This is a genomic window from Rhodococcus sp. 5A-K4, from assembly GCF_046097995.1.
Lineage (GTDB): Bacteria > Actinomycetota > Actinomycetes > Mycobacteriales > Mycobacteriaceae > Rhodococcus_F > Rhodococcus_F erythropolis.
In genome coordinates this window covers 189,767-205,485 of sequence record NZ_JBJURM010000001.1, presented here as the reverse complement: position 1 = coordinate 205,485, position 15,719 = coordinate 189,767, and the positions used below count along the sequence as shown (strand labels likewise).

Here is a 15,719-nt window from a genome sequence, read left to right as displayed (position 1 = left end):
CGAACTATTTCGTTTGACTCACCTGAGAAGGCTGGAATACCTTTTTCCAATGACCACCACGTCCCACGTCGACGGCGGCACTCTGCCACCGATCCCGGCTGTCTCCGAGAATCCGAATCATCAACGTCGCTGGCTGGTGCTCTGCATCGTCGCGTTCGCTCAACTCATGGTGGTGCTCGACGGCACCATCGTCTCCATCGCCCTACCGGCAGCCCAGGAGGAACTGGGCATCAGCGACCTTGACCGCGCGTGGGTGGTCACGTCGTACGCCTTGGCGTTCGGTGCGCTGCTGCTCCTCGGCGGACGTATCGCCGACTACTGGGGCCGAAAGCGATCCTTCATCGTCGGCATGGCGGGCTTCGCGGTTGCCTCCGGCATCGGCGGCATCGCGCAGAGCGGTATCGAACTGTTCATCGCCCGCGCCGGCCAGGGCGTCTTCGCAGCATTGCTCGCGCCCGCTGCGCTGTCGATGCTCACCACCACCTTCATCGGAGAGAAGGAGCGCGCCAAGGCTTTTGCCGTCTACGGCGCGATCTCCGGCGGTGGCGCTGCCATCGGCCTGCTCCTCGGTGGAGTGCTGACGCAGTACGTCGACTGGCGCTGGTGCCTGCTCGTCAACATCCCGATCGCGCTGATCGCCATCGCTGCAGCCGTCCCGATCGTCAAGGAAACCAAAGCGCACGGCGACACGAGCTACGACCTTCCCGGCGCTGTCCTCATCGCCCTGGGGCTCGGCTCACTGGTCTACGGATTCACACGCGCCGAGCACGGCTGGGGTCAGGCAGACACTTTGCTGTTCATCGCACTGGGTCTGGTCTTCCTCGCGATCTTCGTGGTCGTCGAGAGCCGCAGCAAGAATCCGCTTCTACCGCTGAGCGTTCCGTGGCATCGTGATCGCGGCGCTGCTCTGATCGGCTCCATGCTGGTGGGCGCCGCCCTGCTCGGCGGCACGTTGTACCTGACGTTCTACCTGCAGATCGTGCTCGGATTCAGCCCGGTCATGGCCGGCGTCGGATCGCTGCCGATGGCATTCTTCATCGTCTTGGCATCGACCATCGCAGCGCAGTTGTCCACCAAGATCGGCCCCAAGCCGCTCATGGTCGCCGGCCCGCTGGTGGCCGCAGTAGGACTGCTCATGCTGACCCAGATCGAGGTACACAGCTCCTACTGGACGCACGTGTTCCCCGGCCTCGCGATCTTCGGCTTCGGACTCGGCCTGCTGATGGTGCCGATGCAGAACCTCGCACTGATCGGTGTTCCCGACCACGACGCCGGCGCCGCCAGTGCCCTCGTCAACGCCACCCTGCAGATCGGCGGCGCACTCGGAACCGCACTGTTCACCACGATCTACGCTTCGGCCAAGTCCGCCTTCACCGCCGACAACGCGGCGCCGATCCCGCCGGAAGGCATTCCTGTCGACATGTCGAGTGCGACCATCCCGACCGGGGACCAATTGGCGCTACTCCCCCAGTCGGTGCAGGACTTCGTCGCCTCGATGACGGACTACTTCTTCGGCGCCGAGGTATCCGGCTACTCGGCCGCATTCGGTTGGGCGGCAATCCTGTTGGCGATCATCGCACCGGTAGTGCTGGTTCTGGTCCGCGCCAAGAAGGGTGATCTGCCCGCCGAGGGTGCAGTCCACATGGGATAACCCCCTGTGCGCCTTTATTAACCGCCCGCGGTTAATAAAGGCGCACAGCAGGTCAGGCCTTCCTCAACACCTCAGCCACCGGAGTGCTGCTGCGGCCGATCAACTTCTGCAGGTCACCAGACTCGGTGTCCAACGCCCCCTTGGCAATTGCAGCATCGGAATCCGCGAGAATCTCTGCGACCGGGGCAGGCAGGCCGACGCTCTCGAGAATCCCCTTGTATGCGTCCTCGCTCACGAACTGGTACGCGACGGGCTTGCCGGCAAATTCGCTGATCTTCTCGGCCAATTCGGCGTAGGTGAGCCTCTCGTCACCGCCCAACTCGTACACTGCACCTTCATGACCATCGGTGGTCGCGACTACTGCTGCGGCGTCGGCGTAATCCGCACGCGCCGCAGCCGCGATCTTGCCTTCCGCTCCCGCACCGACCAGTGCGCCGCGTTCGATCACACCGGCCAGGTCGTTGGTGAAGTTCTCCCAGTACCAACCGTTGCGCAACAGCGCGAACGGAATACCGCTCCGAGTGAGCACGTCCTCGGTCGCCTTGTGCTCGGCAGCAAGCTTCATCGGCGTGTCCTGAGCATTCAAGATGCTCGTGTAGGCGATGAATCCGACGCCGGCAGCCTTCGCCGCGTCGATGATGTTGGTGTGTTGCGCGAGCCGTGACCCCACTTCACTTCCCGAGATCAGCACCAGCTTGTCGACGCCCGCCAATGCGGTTTCCAACGCCGAGGCATCGGCATAGTCCGCTTGACGTACAACTACTCCGCGGGCGGCGAGGCTTTCCGCCTTCTGTGGATTGCGGACGACTGCGACGATGTCGGACGCGGCGGTTCCCCGCTCGATCAACGACTCGACTACCAGTTGTCCGAGGTTTCCGGTTGCGCCGGTGACTGCAATGCTCATGCGAACTCCCGATCCAGGTTGAAGCGTAAATGCGTTCTGCAACCATCATGCACTTATTTTTCGTAAGTGCAACACGTCGAGTTAGCGCTATGGGATCGTGCAGTAGTAGCCTGGGTTCATGACCAGCACCGACTCACCTTCACGTGCTGCCCAGACCCCTGATCCGAATGCCGACGTCGTGGACCCAACCCTCGAGGCTGACGTCTTCGCTCGCGGGTGCAACTCTCGGGCGGCATTGCAGAATGCAACCGGACGCTGGGGCGCACTCGCACTGGCAGCATTGAACGAGGGCCCGTACCGGTTCAGTGCCCTGCGCCGACGCGTCGACGGAGTCAGCGAGCGCATGCTCTCGCAGACCCTGCAAACACTCGAGCGGGATGGCCTCGTGCACCGTGAGGTACTCGAAACCATCCCGCCCAAAGTGGAATACAGCCTGACCGAACTCGGCGCCGACGTCGCCGCAAAGATCACGGCCCTGATCGAACTACTCGAGTCGCAGGTTCCGAAAATCGTTGCGTCACAAGCGTCGTACGACGCTCGGAATCAGCTCAACTTGTCCGAAAGCTGAGCGATGAACTCGTCGAATGCGTAGGGAACGCTCAGCACCGTCGGAGCGGACGTAGCCATCGCGTAGTCCATTCCGACCAGACGAACCAGACGGCCGTTCGACACCGAGGTCATGTTCGCGAACGGACCGAAGGACATCAGCTTGTCCAGGTTGGTGCCGTCGGCGTCGACGAGAATGAAGACGTCGGCGTCGAGTGTGTCGATGGATTCCATGCCCACGGACACCGAACTGTCGCCGGAAGTGCACACTGCGTCGACACCGGGCGAGGTCTTCACCCCGAGCTGGCCGAGAAGACGGATCCGCGGGTCGGTGCCGCAGAAGACGATCAGGCCCTCGTCGGTGCGCATTGCATACGTCGCGGTTTTGCCCTGGAACTGTGGGTGATCAGCGGCCTGCTTCTCGAAGTACGCCCCGGTCTCGTCGATCAGCGTCTGAGCCTGCTCCGGCTGTCCGAGCGCTGCACCGATCATGCTCATCTGCTTGTCCCACGCCGTATCCCACGGCTGGTCGGGGAACGCGACGGTCGGCGCGATGTCACTGAGGCGCTTGTACTCGCCCTCGTCGATGCCGGAGTAGACGGCGAGGATCACGTCGGGATCGAGCCCGAGGATCTGCTCGAACGGGATATCGGGATTGGTCGTCATGAGAACGGGCTTGGCACCGTTCAGACGCGAAGCGTCCCAGGGCAGGATGTTGTTCTCGATGCCGTCGCCGGAGAAGCTCTCCATGGCGACCGGAACCTTGTTCAGTGCGATCACCGCATCCTGGCCACTCCATCCGATGGTCACGATGCGCATAGGCTCCGCGTCGATCGTCGTCGAACCATAGGCGTGGTCGACGGTCACGGGGAACGCCCCCGCCTCGGCGGCACCCGAAGCTTCGGTGTCCGATCCGGAGTCACCTGAGGTTCCACAGGCGGAGAGCGTCAGCGCGACGCAAGCCGCGAGCAGTACGGAACGAGTTTTCATGAGTGGTCCTTCGAAAGCCGGATGGTCGACTCGGGACGCTAATGCGTTGCGCGCCTACACCCCGACTCGAAGGCCTCAGATGGCGGTTTCGCAACACAACTCGACACAAAAGACGAAAAACCCCGTGCGTCTTTCCGGTAGTGCGAACTACCGAAAAGGCGCACGGGGCCGAAGGCCCTGCCGTCAGAAGTTGATCATGTGGCCGGCGAGGCCGTGGATCGCTTCCTGCAGTGCCTCACTGAGTGTGGGGTGGGTGTGGACGTTGCGTGCCAACTCGTTGACCGTGAGGTCCCACTTCTGGGCCAAGGTCAGCTCGGGCAGCAGTTCCGAAACGTCCGGTCCGATGAGGTGCCCGCCGAGCAGTTCGCCGTACTTCTTGTCGGCGATCAGCTTGACGAAACCGGTCGGGTCACCGAGACCGTGTGCCTTGCCGTTGGCAGCGAACGGGAAGTTCGCGACCTTGACGTCGTAGCCCTCGGCCTTGGCCTGCTCCTCGGTCAAACCGAACGAGGCGACCTGCGGCTGGCAGAACGTCGCACGCGGCATCATCCGGTAGTCACCGAGTGTCTGCGTCTCCGCGCCGCCGATGGTCTCGGCAGCGACGACAGCCTGAGCTTCCGCGACATGCGCGAGCTGCAGCTTGGCGGTGACGTCACCGATGGCGAAGATGTGCGGGACGTTGGTGCGCATGTAGTCGTCGATCGCGATGGCGCCGCGATCGGTCAACGCGACCCCGGTGTTCTCGAGACCGAAGCCCTCCACACGCGGTGCGAAGCCGACGGACTGCAGAACCTTGTCGACGACCACGGTCTCGATCTCGCCGGACTTGTTGTCCTTGATCGAGACGGTGACCTTGCTGCCGTCGTCGCTGATGGACTGCACAGCGGCACCGGTCTTGATGGTGACGCCGAGCTTCTTGTACTGCTTGGCGATTTCCTTCGAGACGTCGGCGTCCTCGTTGGGCAGTGCCCGATCGAGGAACTCGACGATCGTGACGTCGACGCCGTAGTTCTTGAGGACGTAACCGAACTCCATGCCGATCGCGCCGGCACCGACGATCAGGATCGAACCCGGAAGGTCACGGGTGAGGATCTGCTCTTCGTAGGTCACGACGTTCTCGCTCAGCGAGGTGCCGGGCAGCAGCTTGGTGTACGAACCCGTCGCGATGATCGCGTTGTCGAACGTGATCGTCTCGGTGCCACCCTTGCTCAGCTCCACGCTGATGGTGTTGGCGTCGACGAACGTGCCCTTGCCGTCGTACTCCGGGATCTTGTTCTTCTTCATCAAGAAGTGAATGCCCTTGACTCGCCCGTCCGCGACCTTGCGGCTGCGATCGAAAGCGGAGCCGAAATCGAAGGACACGTCTCCGGACATGCCGAACGTCTTCGCTTCTTTCGTGAAGATGTGCGCGAGTTCGGCGTTACGGAGAAGCGCCTTGGACGGAATGCAGCCGACATTCAGGCATACACCGCCCCAGTACTTCTGCTCGATGATGGCGGTGCTCAGGCCCAGTTGTGCCGCGCGGATAGCAGCGACGTACCCACCGGGGCCGGCTCCGAGGACAACGACGTCATAGTGTGAGGTCACGATTCACCAGGGTAGTCCTGCATCGTTTCGCTGTCCCCAGATGGTCGCATTACCCGTCGGTAGCCCACACTTCTCGGGCAACTCGGGCGAAATTTCCGCCGTACACGGCCTCGATCGACGGCTCGTCGAAGCCCCGGTCACGCAATACCTGATCAAGTGTCAGCACACCCTCCGGAGGAGTCCACTGCAGTGGCCCCCACGCGGTGTACGCCTCGGAGAACGACGACGGGTTCTGCTCGATCTCTTCGCGGAAGTCGTCGGCGTCGAAGGAGAAGTCGGAGCCGATCCCGACGTGATCGATGCCGACGAGTCCCACAGCCTCTTCGATGTGGTCGGCCATCGCGGACAGCCGAGTCTGGTCGTCATCCGGTCCGTTGACGCCGAGGAATATGCCCACGCCGTTGATCCCGATGACGCCGCCGGTCTCCGCACACGCTCTGGCCTGATCGTCGGTGATGTTGCGCGGATGCTCCCACAACCTTCGGAGGTTCGAGTGGCTGTAGATCATTGCTCGCTGGGTGATAGCTGAGATGTCCAACCCCGTCTGTACCGAACAATGTGAGCCGTCGACCGTCATTCCGACGCGATTCATCTCGGCAACCAGGTCACGGCCGTATCCACTCAACCCCGTGTCCGCCAGGTCCAAGCAGCCGCAGCCCGCAGCGTTCATGTAGTTATACGTCGGCAACATCGAGCGGACTCCGAGGTCGCAGAAGTACGAGACGTTGGCCAGGTCTCCCTCCAGCGGATTCGAGTCCTCCAGGTCGAAGGCCAGGGCAATTCCGCCCGACTCCTGAATCTCGACGACGCCGTCGACGGTGAAGACAGGGGTTATCTCCGGGAACTCGACCCGCGCCTGCCACGCGAAACTCTTGGCGATTGCCGTCGAGTCCGCGCGAGTCTGCGGCGAGTAACCGACGTTCACCGAAACGTAACTCCCCGCTGGGCGCTGATATCGGAGAAGATCTTCGACAGACGCGTTCGACTGCAGAGGTAGGCAACAATGTTGTTCCCATAGTGGATATGTCCGGTTCACTCACTAATCCCGTCGATGATCAGGGAAATTCACCTGAAACTGGTCGTACGTTCAGCAAATCTCTGGTTCACTGGCGGATAACGCACCGATGCGGTAGAACTTACAAGACTCACACGCCCTGTACCTATCGACAGAGCATGTACCCAGCATGAATTCCCGTACGGGAACAGCAACAAAGGACCGTTCACTCCTGGGCGGATTCGAAGGAATTTTAGGTGGAGGTTTCTGAACGTATGCGTGCTCGCACTTTCAAGCGTGGCCGTCTGGTCGCCGCTGTAGCCGCAGTATCCGTGCTGCCGATGCTGATCAGCCCTGCAGTGTCGTCCGCAGGCGGAGATCCGTCGACCACCACGGCAACTGTTGCCAAGGCAAACACAACGGGTTCCAAGCTCTCGAGCCGCACGGACAACGGGCGCATCGCCACCATCAAGGTGTACTCACCTTCCATGGGACGCGACATTCCGCTCGAGGTCATCCTCCCAGCAGACGGCAGCGAACCCCGCCCGACGCTCTACCTGCTCAACGGTGCAGGCGGCGGCGAAGACCGGGCGACGTGGCAGCGTCAGACCGACGTCAACGAGTTCTTCGCTGACAAGAACGTCAACGTCGTCACCCCTCTCGAAGGTGCATTCAGCTACTACACCGACTGGGTGAACGACGACCCGTCCCTCGGCCGTCAGAAGTGGCAGACGTTCCTGACCCAGGAACTCCCGCCCGTCATCGACGCCGAGTTCAACACCAACGGCGTCCAGTCGATCTCCGCGATCTCGATGACCGCGACCTCGGTCCTCAACCTCGCCATCGCAGCTCCGGGCCTCTACAAGGGCGTCGGTGCATACAGCGGATGCGCCGAGACCAGCACACCGGTCGGCCAGTCCTCCATCGAACTGGTTGTGGGCATGCGCGGCGACGCTGACGTGACCAACATGTGGGGCCCCCTCGACGGCCAGGGCTGGATCGACAACGACCCCGTCGTCAACGCCGAGAAGCTCCGCGGCACCGAGCTCTTCATCTCCACCGGCTCCGGACTCCCCGGCCCGCACGACACCCTGAACAACGAGGCGATCAACGGACAGGTCGGCACACTCGCCAACCAGGTGATCGTCGGCGGCGTCATCGAGGCAGCAGTCAACTACTGCACCCACAACCTCGCCTACCGCCTCAACGATCTCAAGATCCCGGCCACCTTCGACTTCAAGCCGACCGGCACCCACTCGTGGGGCTACTGGGAAGACGATCTCCACAACTCCTGGCCGATGCTCGCTCGTTCGATGGGCATCTGACCGAAATCGTTCCGACTCGACCCCGCTCCCTGCACTTCCTGGAGCGGGGTCGAGTGCTTGTCTGGGCCGATTCGGGGGTTAATTCGGGGGTTAATTCCGGGGCCAATTCAATTGTCAGGCAATCGAATCGCGTCACTTTCTGCGCCCGCTCTGCTTTACTGACACATAACAAAAAGTGAACCTGTTCCAGTAAGGGCTCACAGGCACTTCGATCCGTTCCGGATCCGAAGACATTCAGGTGGAGGATCCGAACGTATGCGTGCTCGAATTTTCAAGCGTGGCAGTGTGATCGCAGCTCTCGCAGTGGCCACGGTGCTGCCGATGCTGATCAGTCCGGCGACAGCTTCTGCGGGCGGTGACACGTCCGGATCGCACGTCGTGAGCAACACCAAGACCGGCGACCGCAAGGTCACCATCTCGGTCTTCTCCCCGGCGATGGATCGCAACATCCCGCTCGAGGTCATCCTCCCAGCAGATGGCAGCGAACCCCGCCCGACGCTCTACCTGCTCAACGGTGCAGGCGGCGGCGAAGACTCGGCGACCTGGCAACGCAAGACCGACGTCATGAACTTCTTCCAGGACAAGAACGTCAACGTCGTCACTCCACTCGAAGGCGCATTCAGCTACTACACCGACTGGGTGAACGACGATCCGGTTCTCGGTCGCCAGAAGTGGCAGACGTTCCTGACCAAGGAACTCCCGCCCGTCATCGACGCCGAGTTCAACACCAACAAGGTCCAGTCCATCTCCGCGATCTCCATGACCGCCACGTCGGTCCTCAACCTCGCCATCGCGGCTCCCGGCCTCTACAAGGGTGTCGGCGCGTACAGCGGATGTGCCGAGACCAGCACTCCCGTCGGTCAGAGTGCGATCGAACTTGTCACAGGTACCCGCGGCGGAGCTGACATCACCAACATGTGGGGCCCCCTCGACGGTCAGGGCTGGAAGGACAACGATCCGGTCCTCAACGCCGAGAAGCTCCGCGGCACCGAGCTCTACGTCTCCACCGGCTCCGGACTCCCCGGCCCACACGACACTCTCGCCAATCCCGCGATCAACGGTCAGGTCGGTGCGCTCGCCAACCAGGCGATCGTCGGCGGCATCATCGAGGCAGCGGTCAACTACTGCACCCACAACCTCGCCTACCGCCTGAGCGACCTGAAGATCCCGGCCACCTTCGACTTCAAGCCGACCGGCACCCACTCGTGGGGCTACTGGCAAGACGATCTCCACAACTCCTGGCCGATGCTCGCTCACTCCCTGGGCGTCTGACCCGATTCGTTCTCACTCGACCCCGCTCCAGTGTTTCGGGAGCGGGGTCGAGTGCTGTCGGGAGCGAGCAGTAAGAATGGACGTATGACTTCCGATCAGCAGCCCACCACCGGCGACGACCCCTACCTCTGGCTCGAAGACGTGACCGGTGAGTCTGCACTCGATTGGGTCCGTCAGCACAATGCCGTGACCGAGGAGCAGCTCACCGACAACGAGCGCTTCGATCGACTGCAGAGCGACGTGCGCGAGATCCTCGATACCGACGCGCGAATCCCCTACGTCCGCCGTCGAGGTGAGTTCCTCTACAACTTCTGGCGCGACAGCACCCACGTTCGCGGATTGTGGCGACGCACGACGTTCGATCAGTACGTCACCGACGACCCGGAATGGGACGTCCTGGTCGACCTCGACGCCCTGGCCGAGGCCGAGGGCGAAAACTGGGTCTGGAAGGGCACGCAACTTCTACGGCCACACCGCAACCGTGCATTGATCAGCCTCTCCCGCGGCGGGGCAGACGCGGCGGTCGTTCGCGAGTTCGACATCGACAAGCGCGAGTTCCTCGCTCCCGAGGGCGAGAATCCCGGCTTCTACCTTCCCGAGGCCAAGACCGACATCGACTGGATCGACATCGATACCGTCTACGTCGGAACGGATATCGGACCAGGGTCGCTCACCGATTCCGGATATCCCCGTCTGGCCCAGCGGTGGAAGCGCGGCACTCCCCTCTCCAGCGCCGAGACCGTCTACGAGGGCCAGGCCACGGACGTGGCCATCTCGGCTTCGCACGATCCGACGCCCGGGTTCGAACGAGACTTCGTCACTCGCTCGGTCGATTTCTACAACTCTCAGCATTTCGAAGTTCGCCCCGACGGTGAACTGGTGCTCGTGGACGTCCCCGAGGACGCCGGGATCTCGATTCACCACGAGTGGTTGTTGATCCGCACCAAGTCCGTGTGGGCCGTCGAGGACACCGAATATCCGACCGGCGCACTGCTTGCCATCCGTTACGACGATTTCCTTGCCGGCTCACGAGCACTGACATCGATCTTCGAACCCGACGCACATTCCTCACTCGAGCACTACACCTGGACACGCGATCATCTGATTCTCGTGGTACTCACCGACGTCCGCACCACGCTGCGCATCCTGACACCGGGCGAAAACGGCTGGGAGGACCGGCCTTTCGAAGGGCTCCCAGAACTGACCAGTATCGAAATTCTCGACACCGACCCCGATGTCAGCAATGAATACTTCGTCAACTCGAGCGGATACACCTCCCCTGCAACTCTTTTGCACGGCGTGATCGGCGAAACCGAACCCACTGCCCTCAAGCATGCTCCCGCGTTCTTCGACGCCGAGGGCATCACCACGGAGCAGTTCTTCGCCACCTCTGCCGACGGCACCCAAGTTCCGTACTTCGTGGTGCGTAGTCCGCGTAGCGAGCCAGGCCCTACCCTGCTCTACGGGTACGGCGGATTCGAGATCTCGCTGACACCGTCGTACAGCGGTTCTCTGGGCCGTGCCTGGCTGACGCAGGGCGGCACCTATGTGGTTGCGAACATTCGTGGTGGCGGCGAGTACGGACCCGGTTGGCACACACAGGTTCTCAAGGCCGGTCGCCACAAGGTGCACGAAGACTTCGCTGCCGTCGCGAGAGACCTCGTCGATCGCGGAATCACGACCCCGGATCTTCTGGCAGCTCAGGGCGGAAGCAACGGCGGCCTGCTGATGGGCATCATGCTGACCAAGTACCCCGAACTCTTCGGCGCCATCGTCTGCCAGGTCCCGCTGCTGGACATGCGCCGATTCCATCTCCTGCTGGCCGGCGCGTCCTGGATGGCCGAATACGGTGACCCCGATGTCCCGGAGGAGTGGGCATTCATCTCGGAGTACTCGCCGTATCAGAACGTCGACGCCGCCGCGTCGTACCCACCGATCCTGATCGCGACATCCACCCGCGACGACCGCGTCCACCCCGCACATGCCCGCAAGATGGCCGCACGGCTGGAAGAGCTGGGAAAGCCGGTGCTGTATTTCGAGAACATCGAGGGTGGCCACGGCGGCGCCGCGGACAATGCTCAGCTGGCCTTCAAGACCGCGCTGACCTACGAGTTCCTCTGGCAGAAGCTCGGCTGATCTTTCAGCGGTCGCGCAACCACGCGACGACGCGCTCGCTCACAGCGGTGGGATTGCGTATCCAACCGTTGTGACCGAGTGGTTCGTCGATGTGCGTCATCGTCACTTGGGCCCCGGAGAGCTTGTCCACCAGGTTCTTTGCCGACCGGCGTGGAGCGAGATCGTCCCCTTCGATCGTGATCGACAGAACCGGCAAGGTCAGGCGAGCGATCCGCTCCTCGTAGTCGATATCCGCACCGACGGGTTCCATGCGACCGGTCCTGGCGAACCGGGCCCAATCGGTGATCAGTACTTTCGACTGTCGACCGAAGCCGCCGACGTTGACCCGGTCTCCAGGCCAGAAGCCGGCAATGTTGGCTGTCACCGACATCGCGGACGAACCCAGATAGAGTCCGGGCGCACGGATTCCGGGGAATCCGCGGTGATACGGCGATCCGGAGGCAACCAGGATCAGTCCGCCGAGCCGGCCCCGAATCCTGGACGCGTACATGACCCCGATCTGGCCGCCCATGCTGTGCCCCATCAGAAATGGTGTGCTGGCCGGAAACCGCTCACGCACCACCTCGAACGTCGCCGGACAATCGATCGAGACCAGTTCCTGATATCCGAAAACACTCGACGCGCTCGGGCGCGGTTTGCTGTCACCTTGGCCACGCAGTTCACCGATGGCCGCATTGAAGCCGGCTTCGACCAGGGCCTGCGCCACCGGATCGTAGAACCCGGCGGGAACTCCGAGCCCGGGCAACATCACCACCACGGGTGCGTCGTCGTTCGGTCCGGGAAACAGACGGATCGGGGTCACGGTGCCGTCGGGGAGTTGGATCGGTACGGTCTCCATTCAACTCACACTAACCACCCACGCCGCGGATGGGCAGAGCACACGCGCCGACTATTCGAGGCTTCCCACGATCAGCGGATCCGGAGTACCCACGATCTCGTAATCCTTGTTGTCGTAATCGAACTGACTGAGCACGTGACGCATCGCGTTAATCCGCGCGCGTTTCTTGTCATTGCTCTTGATGACGGTCCACGGAGCGGTGTCGGTATCGGTGAACCGAATCATCTCTTCCTTCGCCGCCGTGTACGCATCCCACTTGTCCAGAGAAGCGATGTCCATCGGCGAAAGCTTCCACTGCCGAACGGGATCGACCTGTCTGATCGCGAACCGCGTGCGCTGCTCCAGCGGTGAAACCGAGAACCAGAACTTGATCAAGCTGATGCCGTCGTCGACGAGCATCTGCTCGAACAACGGCACCTGGCGCAGAAAACGCTCGTGCTCCTCGTCGGTGCAGAAGCCCATGACCCGCTCGACCCCGGCCCGGTTGTACCAAGACCGATCGAACATCACCAGTTCCCCGGCTGCGGGAAGGTGCTGCACATAGCGCTGGAAGTACCACTGCGTCGACTCGCGAGCCGACGGCTTCTCCAATGCGACGACCCGTGCGCCGCGAGGATTGAGGTGCTCCATGAATCGTTTGATCGTTCCGCCCTTGCCGGCGGCGTCGCGTCCTTCGAACACTATGGCGTGCCGTGCGCCGGTTTCTTTCGACCAGTTCTGCAGCTTGAGGAGTTCGATCTGCAGCAGACGCTTGGACATTTCGTACTCGTCCCGAGGCATCCGTGCGTCGTACGGGTAGCCCTCCCGCCAGGTGTCGACCTCGAAACCGTCCGGCGACGTCAGCAGCACCGGATCGTCGTCGTCATTGTCGTCGACGGTGAAGGCGGCGGTGTCGGCCAGATCGACGGCGGTCGAGAGATCCGCGAAGGCGCTGAGGAACGGTCGGCGTTCTGCTAAATCGGTCACCGCCGACAAGTTAGTCTCCCGCAGCAACTGTTCGGTGAAGCTGGGATGAACTACCGGGGTATGACACGGCGGCCTCAAAAGATCAGGGTGCAGATGGGGGTCGTCCCCGATGGTGCGCGGCGCCATCTCGCTTCAGAATTGAAGCATGACATTCGAAAGCAACACACCTCGCCCCTTCACCCGTTCCAACGACAAGAAAATGTTCGCCGGAGTGTGCGGCGGAATTGCAGATTACTTCGGCGCCGACGTAAATCTTGTCCGTCTACTCGCGGTTATCGCCGCTATTTGCACGGGTGGAACCGCGGCTTTGGTATATCTCGCCGCCTGGATGCTCATGCCGTTAGGTTGAGAATTCCGGCAATTGACATGGCGAGAATTACGCGCCGACAAAAAGGTATTTCGGGGCCTACGCGCCAACACGAGCAGGCCCCGAAATCGACAATCTACTTGGCGGCCTTCAACTCTCCACCGCTGAGCGCAGCGAGGGCCTCGAGACCCTTGACGGCCAGGCCACTGACGCTGCCCAACCCCTGACCGATGATCGCACCGACTGAGCCGGCAGCGTCCATGACAGATCCTTCAAGCATGACGTTCTCCTTTAGATGTTCAGTGGTTCACTTGGGACGAGCAAATGACGCCGATCAGAAAACTCAGGGAACGACAGGCGGCGTAAAGCTGAGGGTGTCGAGAGATCCGAAGATTCCACCGGCGGTGTCAGCCAGTGAACCGAAGAGGTTTGCACCGACATTGTCCAATCCCAGCAGCATTGTCAGCAAAGCCTGCATCGGTGCACCGTCCCCATTCGGACCACCGAGAATATCCATCAACGAACCCATGTTCAGCTCCTCGCGTAGGTGATTCTTTTTACCGTCGGTGACGATTATCGAACCAGTCCGGCGGTAGACACTCGACGTGTCGACAGTCACATTAATCCGCGAGATAACGACTCGACACCACTACGGACAATTACCTTAATTAGGATGAATTCGACAGAAATTTCCCGAACACAAATCGTCGATTCACCACAAGTTCCGACGCAAGTTGCTCTTTATCGTTCGCCTACCTCACGATTTTGGTCAGAAACTGCCTGCAGAAGCGTCGTGAACCCCACCCGCAACAATTCGACGTAGTGCTCGATATCCGGCATCGTCTCTCGCGAGACGATGACATTGAGCGTCAGAGAACCTCCACGCGCGGCAATGAGGAAGTGGCGCAGAATGTCTCCGTCGACCGGCGCCTGCCCGCCGAGAACTGCCACCGCCGGCGCACCTTCGAAAACATTGCCGTCGACCGATACCGGGACATTGCTGATCGTCGTGTTCTGAATGACCTTGTGCGAAGGGTCCAGCTTGTTGAGCCGACGCGAGAGACCGGTGAGTCTGAGCAGAGCCGCAGGCGAGGTTTCGATGCGTGTGCCGTAACGACGGACGGCTGGGTGCGAACTCCGCCCCTTTGCCATCAGCGCCGAATCCCTGATCAGTGTCAGCCGCTCGACCGGATCTTCGACGTCCGTGTGCAGATCGACCGTCAACAGCGCCAGTTGGTTGGCCGATTCCCATTCGGCTATCTGCCGCATCGATCGGGGAACCATCGCCGCCAACCCACTGGCCGACTTCTCGCCCTTTTCCGACAGGTATGCGTCGAGAGCACCGGCGACGACGGTCAGGAAGATGTCGTTGACCGTCACGTCCGGAACGGCCGCTCGGATCGCTTTGATGTCTGCGCCGTCCAGCGTCAGGAAATCGATCGTGATGTCTCCACCCAGCACGCCGTTGAATCGGGTCGGTAGGCGGTCGGCCGAGTACGTAGGCAGCTCTCCGGTCTCTTCCGCCTCCCGAACCGTCTCGGCCGCAACCTTTGTCACGGACAGACCCCGGCCGAAGCGGATCGCCTGGCCGGGCAAACCGACGACCGTGCGCCCGATCAAATCCAGCGACGAAAGCCCTGAGCCGGCACGCTTCGTCTCCGGCTTCGGCGGACCGGAGAACAGAAGGTTGGTCAGATCGCGGATCGCCAGACCGTCACCGGCCCCGTGGTGGGTCTTGAGCATGATCAGCGTCAGATTGCCCGGCAGCTCGTCGATCCCGTGCACTCCGGTCATGACGTGCAACTCCCAGGGCGGCCGGGACAGGTCCATCGGCTCCCCGAGCGAGCGCCCGAGCAATTCACGAACCGGCGCCCACCCGGCAACAGGGGCACGATGGACGTGCACGTGATCATCGACGTCGAAATCGGCCGGGACCCAATAGGGATAGTCCAGATCCAGCGGAACTCGCTGGAGTCGACTCGTGAACAGTGGCCAGTACCCGAATCTTTCGGTGATCCACCGAACCGCGTCGTCGTGCGTCATCTCTGCGAGCGGATGGCCCGTCGTGTCGAAGAAGTAGGCGCAGACCATGTGGCTCAGATGTCCGCCGGACTCGTTGTAGACGAACTCCGCGTCTCGCGGTCCCATCTGAGATACCGCGGCTGGCAACGAGTTCCGAAAGATCATGCATGCCCCTCAATTC

The 15,719-nt window shown here is 61.9% G+C and carries 15 protein-coding genes; 6 read left to right on the top strand and 9 right to left on the bottom strand.

From position 1 onward, the window contains the following. Nucleotides 1-49: 49 nt before the first annotated feature. Nucleotides 50-1,651, top strand: a complete 1,602-nt coding sequence (locus tag ACKAMS_RS00915) for an MFS transporter (protein ID WP_408988500.1) — start codon at nt 50-52, stop codon at nt 1,649-1,651. A 52-nt stretch (nt 1,652-1,703) separates the two neighbouring features. Here ACKAMS_RS00915 and ACKAMS_RS00910 read toward each other — a convergent pair whose 3' ends face one another. Next, nucleotides 1,704-2,555 carry an SDR family oxidoreductase gene (locus ACKAMS_RS00910; protein ID WP_029254805.1) on the bottom strand — a complete coding sequence of 284 codons (852 nt, stop codon included), beginning with the start codon at nt 2,553-2,555 and terminating at the stop codon, nt 1,704-1,706. Nucleotides 2,556-2,673: 118 nt separating this feature from the next. Between ACKAMS_RS00910 and ACKAMS_RS00905 the strand changes: the two genes are divergently transcribed. Beyond that, on the top strand, nt 2,674-3,123 hold the full coding sequence (locus tag ACKAMS_RS00905; protein WP_007735410.1) for a helix-turn-helix domain-containing protein: 450 nt from the start codon (nt 2,674-2,676) through the stop codon (nt 3,121-3,123). Here the strand turns inward: ACKAMS_RS00905 and ACKAMS_RS00900 are convergent. The 3 genes from ACKAMS_RS00900 to ACKAMS_RS00890 all read right to left on the bottom strand — a co-directional run bounded on the left by ACKAMS_RS00900 (nt 3,099) and on the right by ACKAMS_RS00890 (nt 6,714). Then, nucleotides 3,099-4,091 (bottom strand): iron-siderophore ABC transporter substrate-binding protein, encoded by a 993-nt coding sequence (locus tag ACKAMS_RS00900; RefSeq protein WP_019744462.1) that lies wholly within the window; start codon nt 4,089-4,091, stop codon nt 3,099-3,101. The genes ACKAMS_RS00905 and ACKAMS_RS00900 overlap by 25 nt on opposite strands. A gap of 183 nt (nt 4,092-4,274) precedes the next feature. Beyond that, nucleotides 4,275-5,678: a dihydrolipoyl dehydrogenase gene (gene lpdA, locus ACKAMS_RS00895; protein WP_003941477.1), complete on the bottom strand. Its 1,404-nt coding sequence runs from the start codon at nt 5,676-5,678 to the stop codon at nt 4,275-4,277. Between the two features lie 49 nt (nt 5,679-5,727). Then, nucleotides 5,728-6,714, bottom strand: a complete 987-nt coding sequence (locus ACKAMS_RS00890; protein WP_047889794.1) for a dipeptidase — start codon at nt 6,712-6,714, stop codon at nt 5,728-5,730. Between the two features lie 233 nt (nt 6,715-6,947). Between ACKAMS_RS00890 and ACKAMS_RS00885 the strand changes: the two genes are divergently transcribed. From ACKAMS_RS00885 to ACKAMS_RS00875, 3 genes are all read left to right on the top strand, one after another. Further along, entirely contained in the window at nt 6,948-7,997 is a 1,050-nt protein-coding gene (locus ACKAMS_RS00885) for an alpha/beta hydrolase family protein (protein WP_021343370.1), read from the top strand. Nucleotides 7,998-8,252: 255 nt separating this feature from the next. Then, on the top strand, nt 8,253-9,269 hold the full coding sequence (locus ACKAMS_RS00880; RefSeq protein ID WP_019744465.1) for an alpha/beta hydrolase family protein: 1,017 nt from the start codon (nt 8,253-8,255) through the stop codon (nt 9,267-9,269). 84 nt (nt 9,270-9,353) lie between these two features. Further along, entirely contained in the window at nt 9,354-11,405 is a 2,052-nt protein-coding gene (locus ACKAMS_RS00875) for a prolyl oligopeptidase family serine peptidase (protein WP_408988499.1), read from the top strand. Between the two features lie 4 nt (nt 11,406-11,409). On the opposite strand, the gene ACKAMS_RS00870 is transcribed toward ACKAMS_RS00875, so the two are convergent. Both ACKAMS_RS00870 and ppk2 read right to left on the bottom strand, forming a co-directional pair. Further along, complete coding sequence (locus tag ACKAMS_RS00870) at nt 11,410-12,243, bottom strand: alpha/beta fold hydrolase (protein ID WP_020906717.1); 834 nt, start codon at nt 12,241-12,243, stop codon at nt 11,410-11,412. Nucleotides 12,244-12,294: 51 nt separating this feature from the next. Continuing rightward, nucleotides 12,295-13,209, bottom strand: a complete 915-nt coding sequence (gene ppk2, locus ACKAMS_RS00865; RefSeq protein ID WP_024487730.1) for a polyphosphate kinase 2 — start codon at nt 13,207-13,209, stop codon at nt 12,295-12,297. Between the two features lie 145 nt (nt 13,210-13,354). On the opposite strand from ppk2, the gene ACKAMS_RS00860 reads away from it, so the two are divergent. Continuing rightward, a complete protein-coding gene (locus tag ACKAMS_RS00860) occupies nt 13,355-13,558 on the top strand; it encodes a PspC domain-containing protein (protein ID WP_003941534.1) in 204 nt (67 codons plus the stop codon). Nucleotides 13,559-13,652: 94 nt separating this feature from the next. Here ACKAMS_RS00860 and ACKAMS_RS00855 read toward each other — a convergent pair whose 3' ends face one another. From ACKAMS_RS00855 to ACKAMS_RS00845, 3 genes are all read right to left on the bottom strand, one after another. Further along, nucleotides 13,653-13,796: a hypothetical protein gene (locus ACKAMS_RS00855; protein ID WP_003941503.1), complete on the bottom strand. Its 144-nt coding sequence runs from the start codon at nt 13,794-13,796 to the stop codon at nt 13,653-13,655. 63 nt (nt 13,797-13,859) lie between these two features. After that, nucleotides 13,860-14,045 carry a hypothetical protein gene (locus tag ACKAMS_RS00850; RefSeq protein WP_223304379.1) on the bottom strand — a complete coding sequence of 62 codons (186 nt, stop codon included), beginning with the start codon at nt 14,043-14,045 and terminating at the stop codon, nt 13,860-13,862. A 212-nt stretch (nt 14,046-14,257) separates the two neighbouring features. Further along, nucleotides 14,258-15,703 (bottom strand): wax ester/triacylglycerol synthase domain-containing protein, encoded by a 1,446-nt coding sequence (locus ACKAMS_RS00845; RefSeq protein WP_408988498.1) that lies wholly within the window; start codon nt 15,701-15,703, stop codon nt 14,258-14,260. Nucleotides 15,704-15,719: the final 16 nt, after the last annotated feature.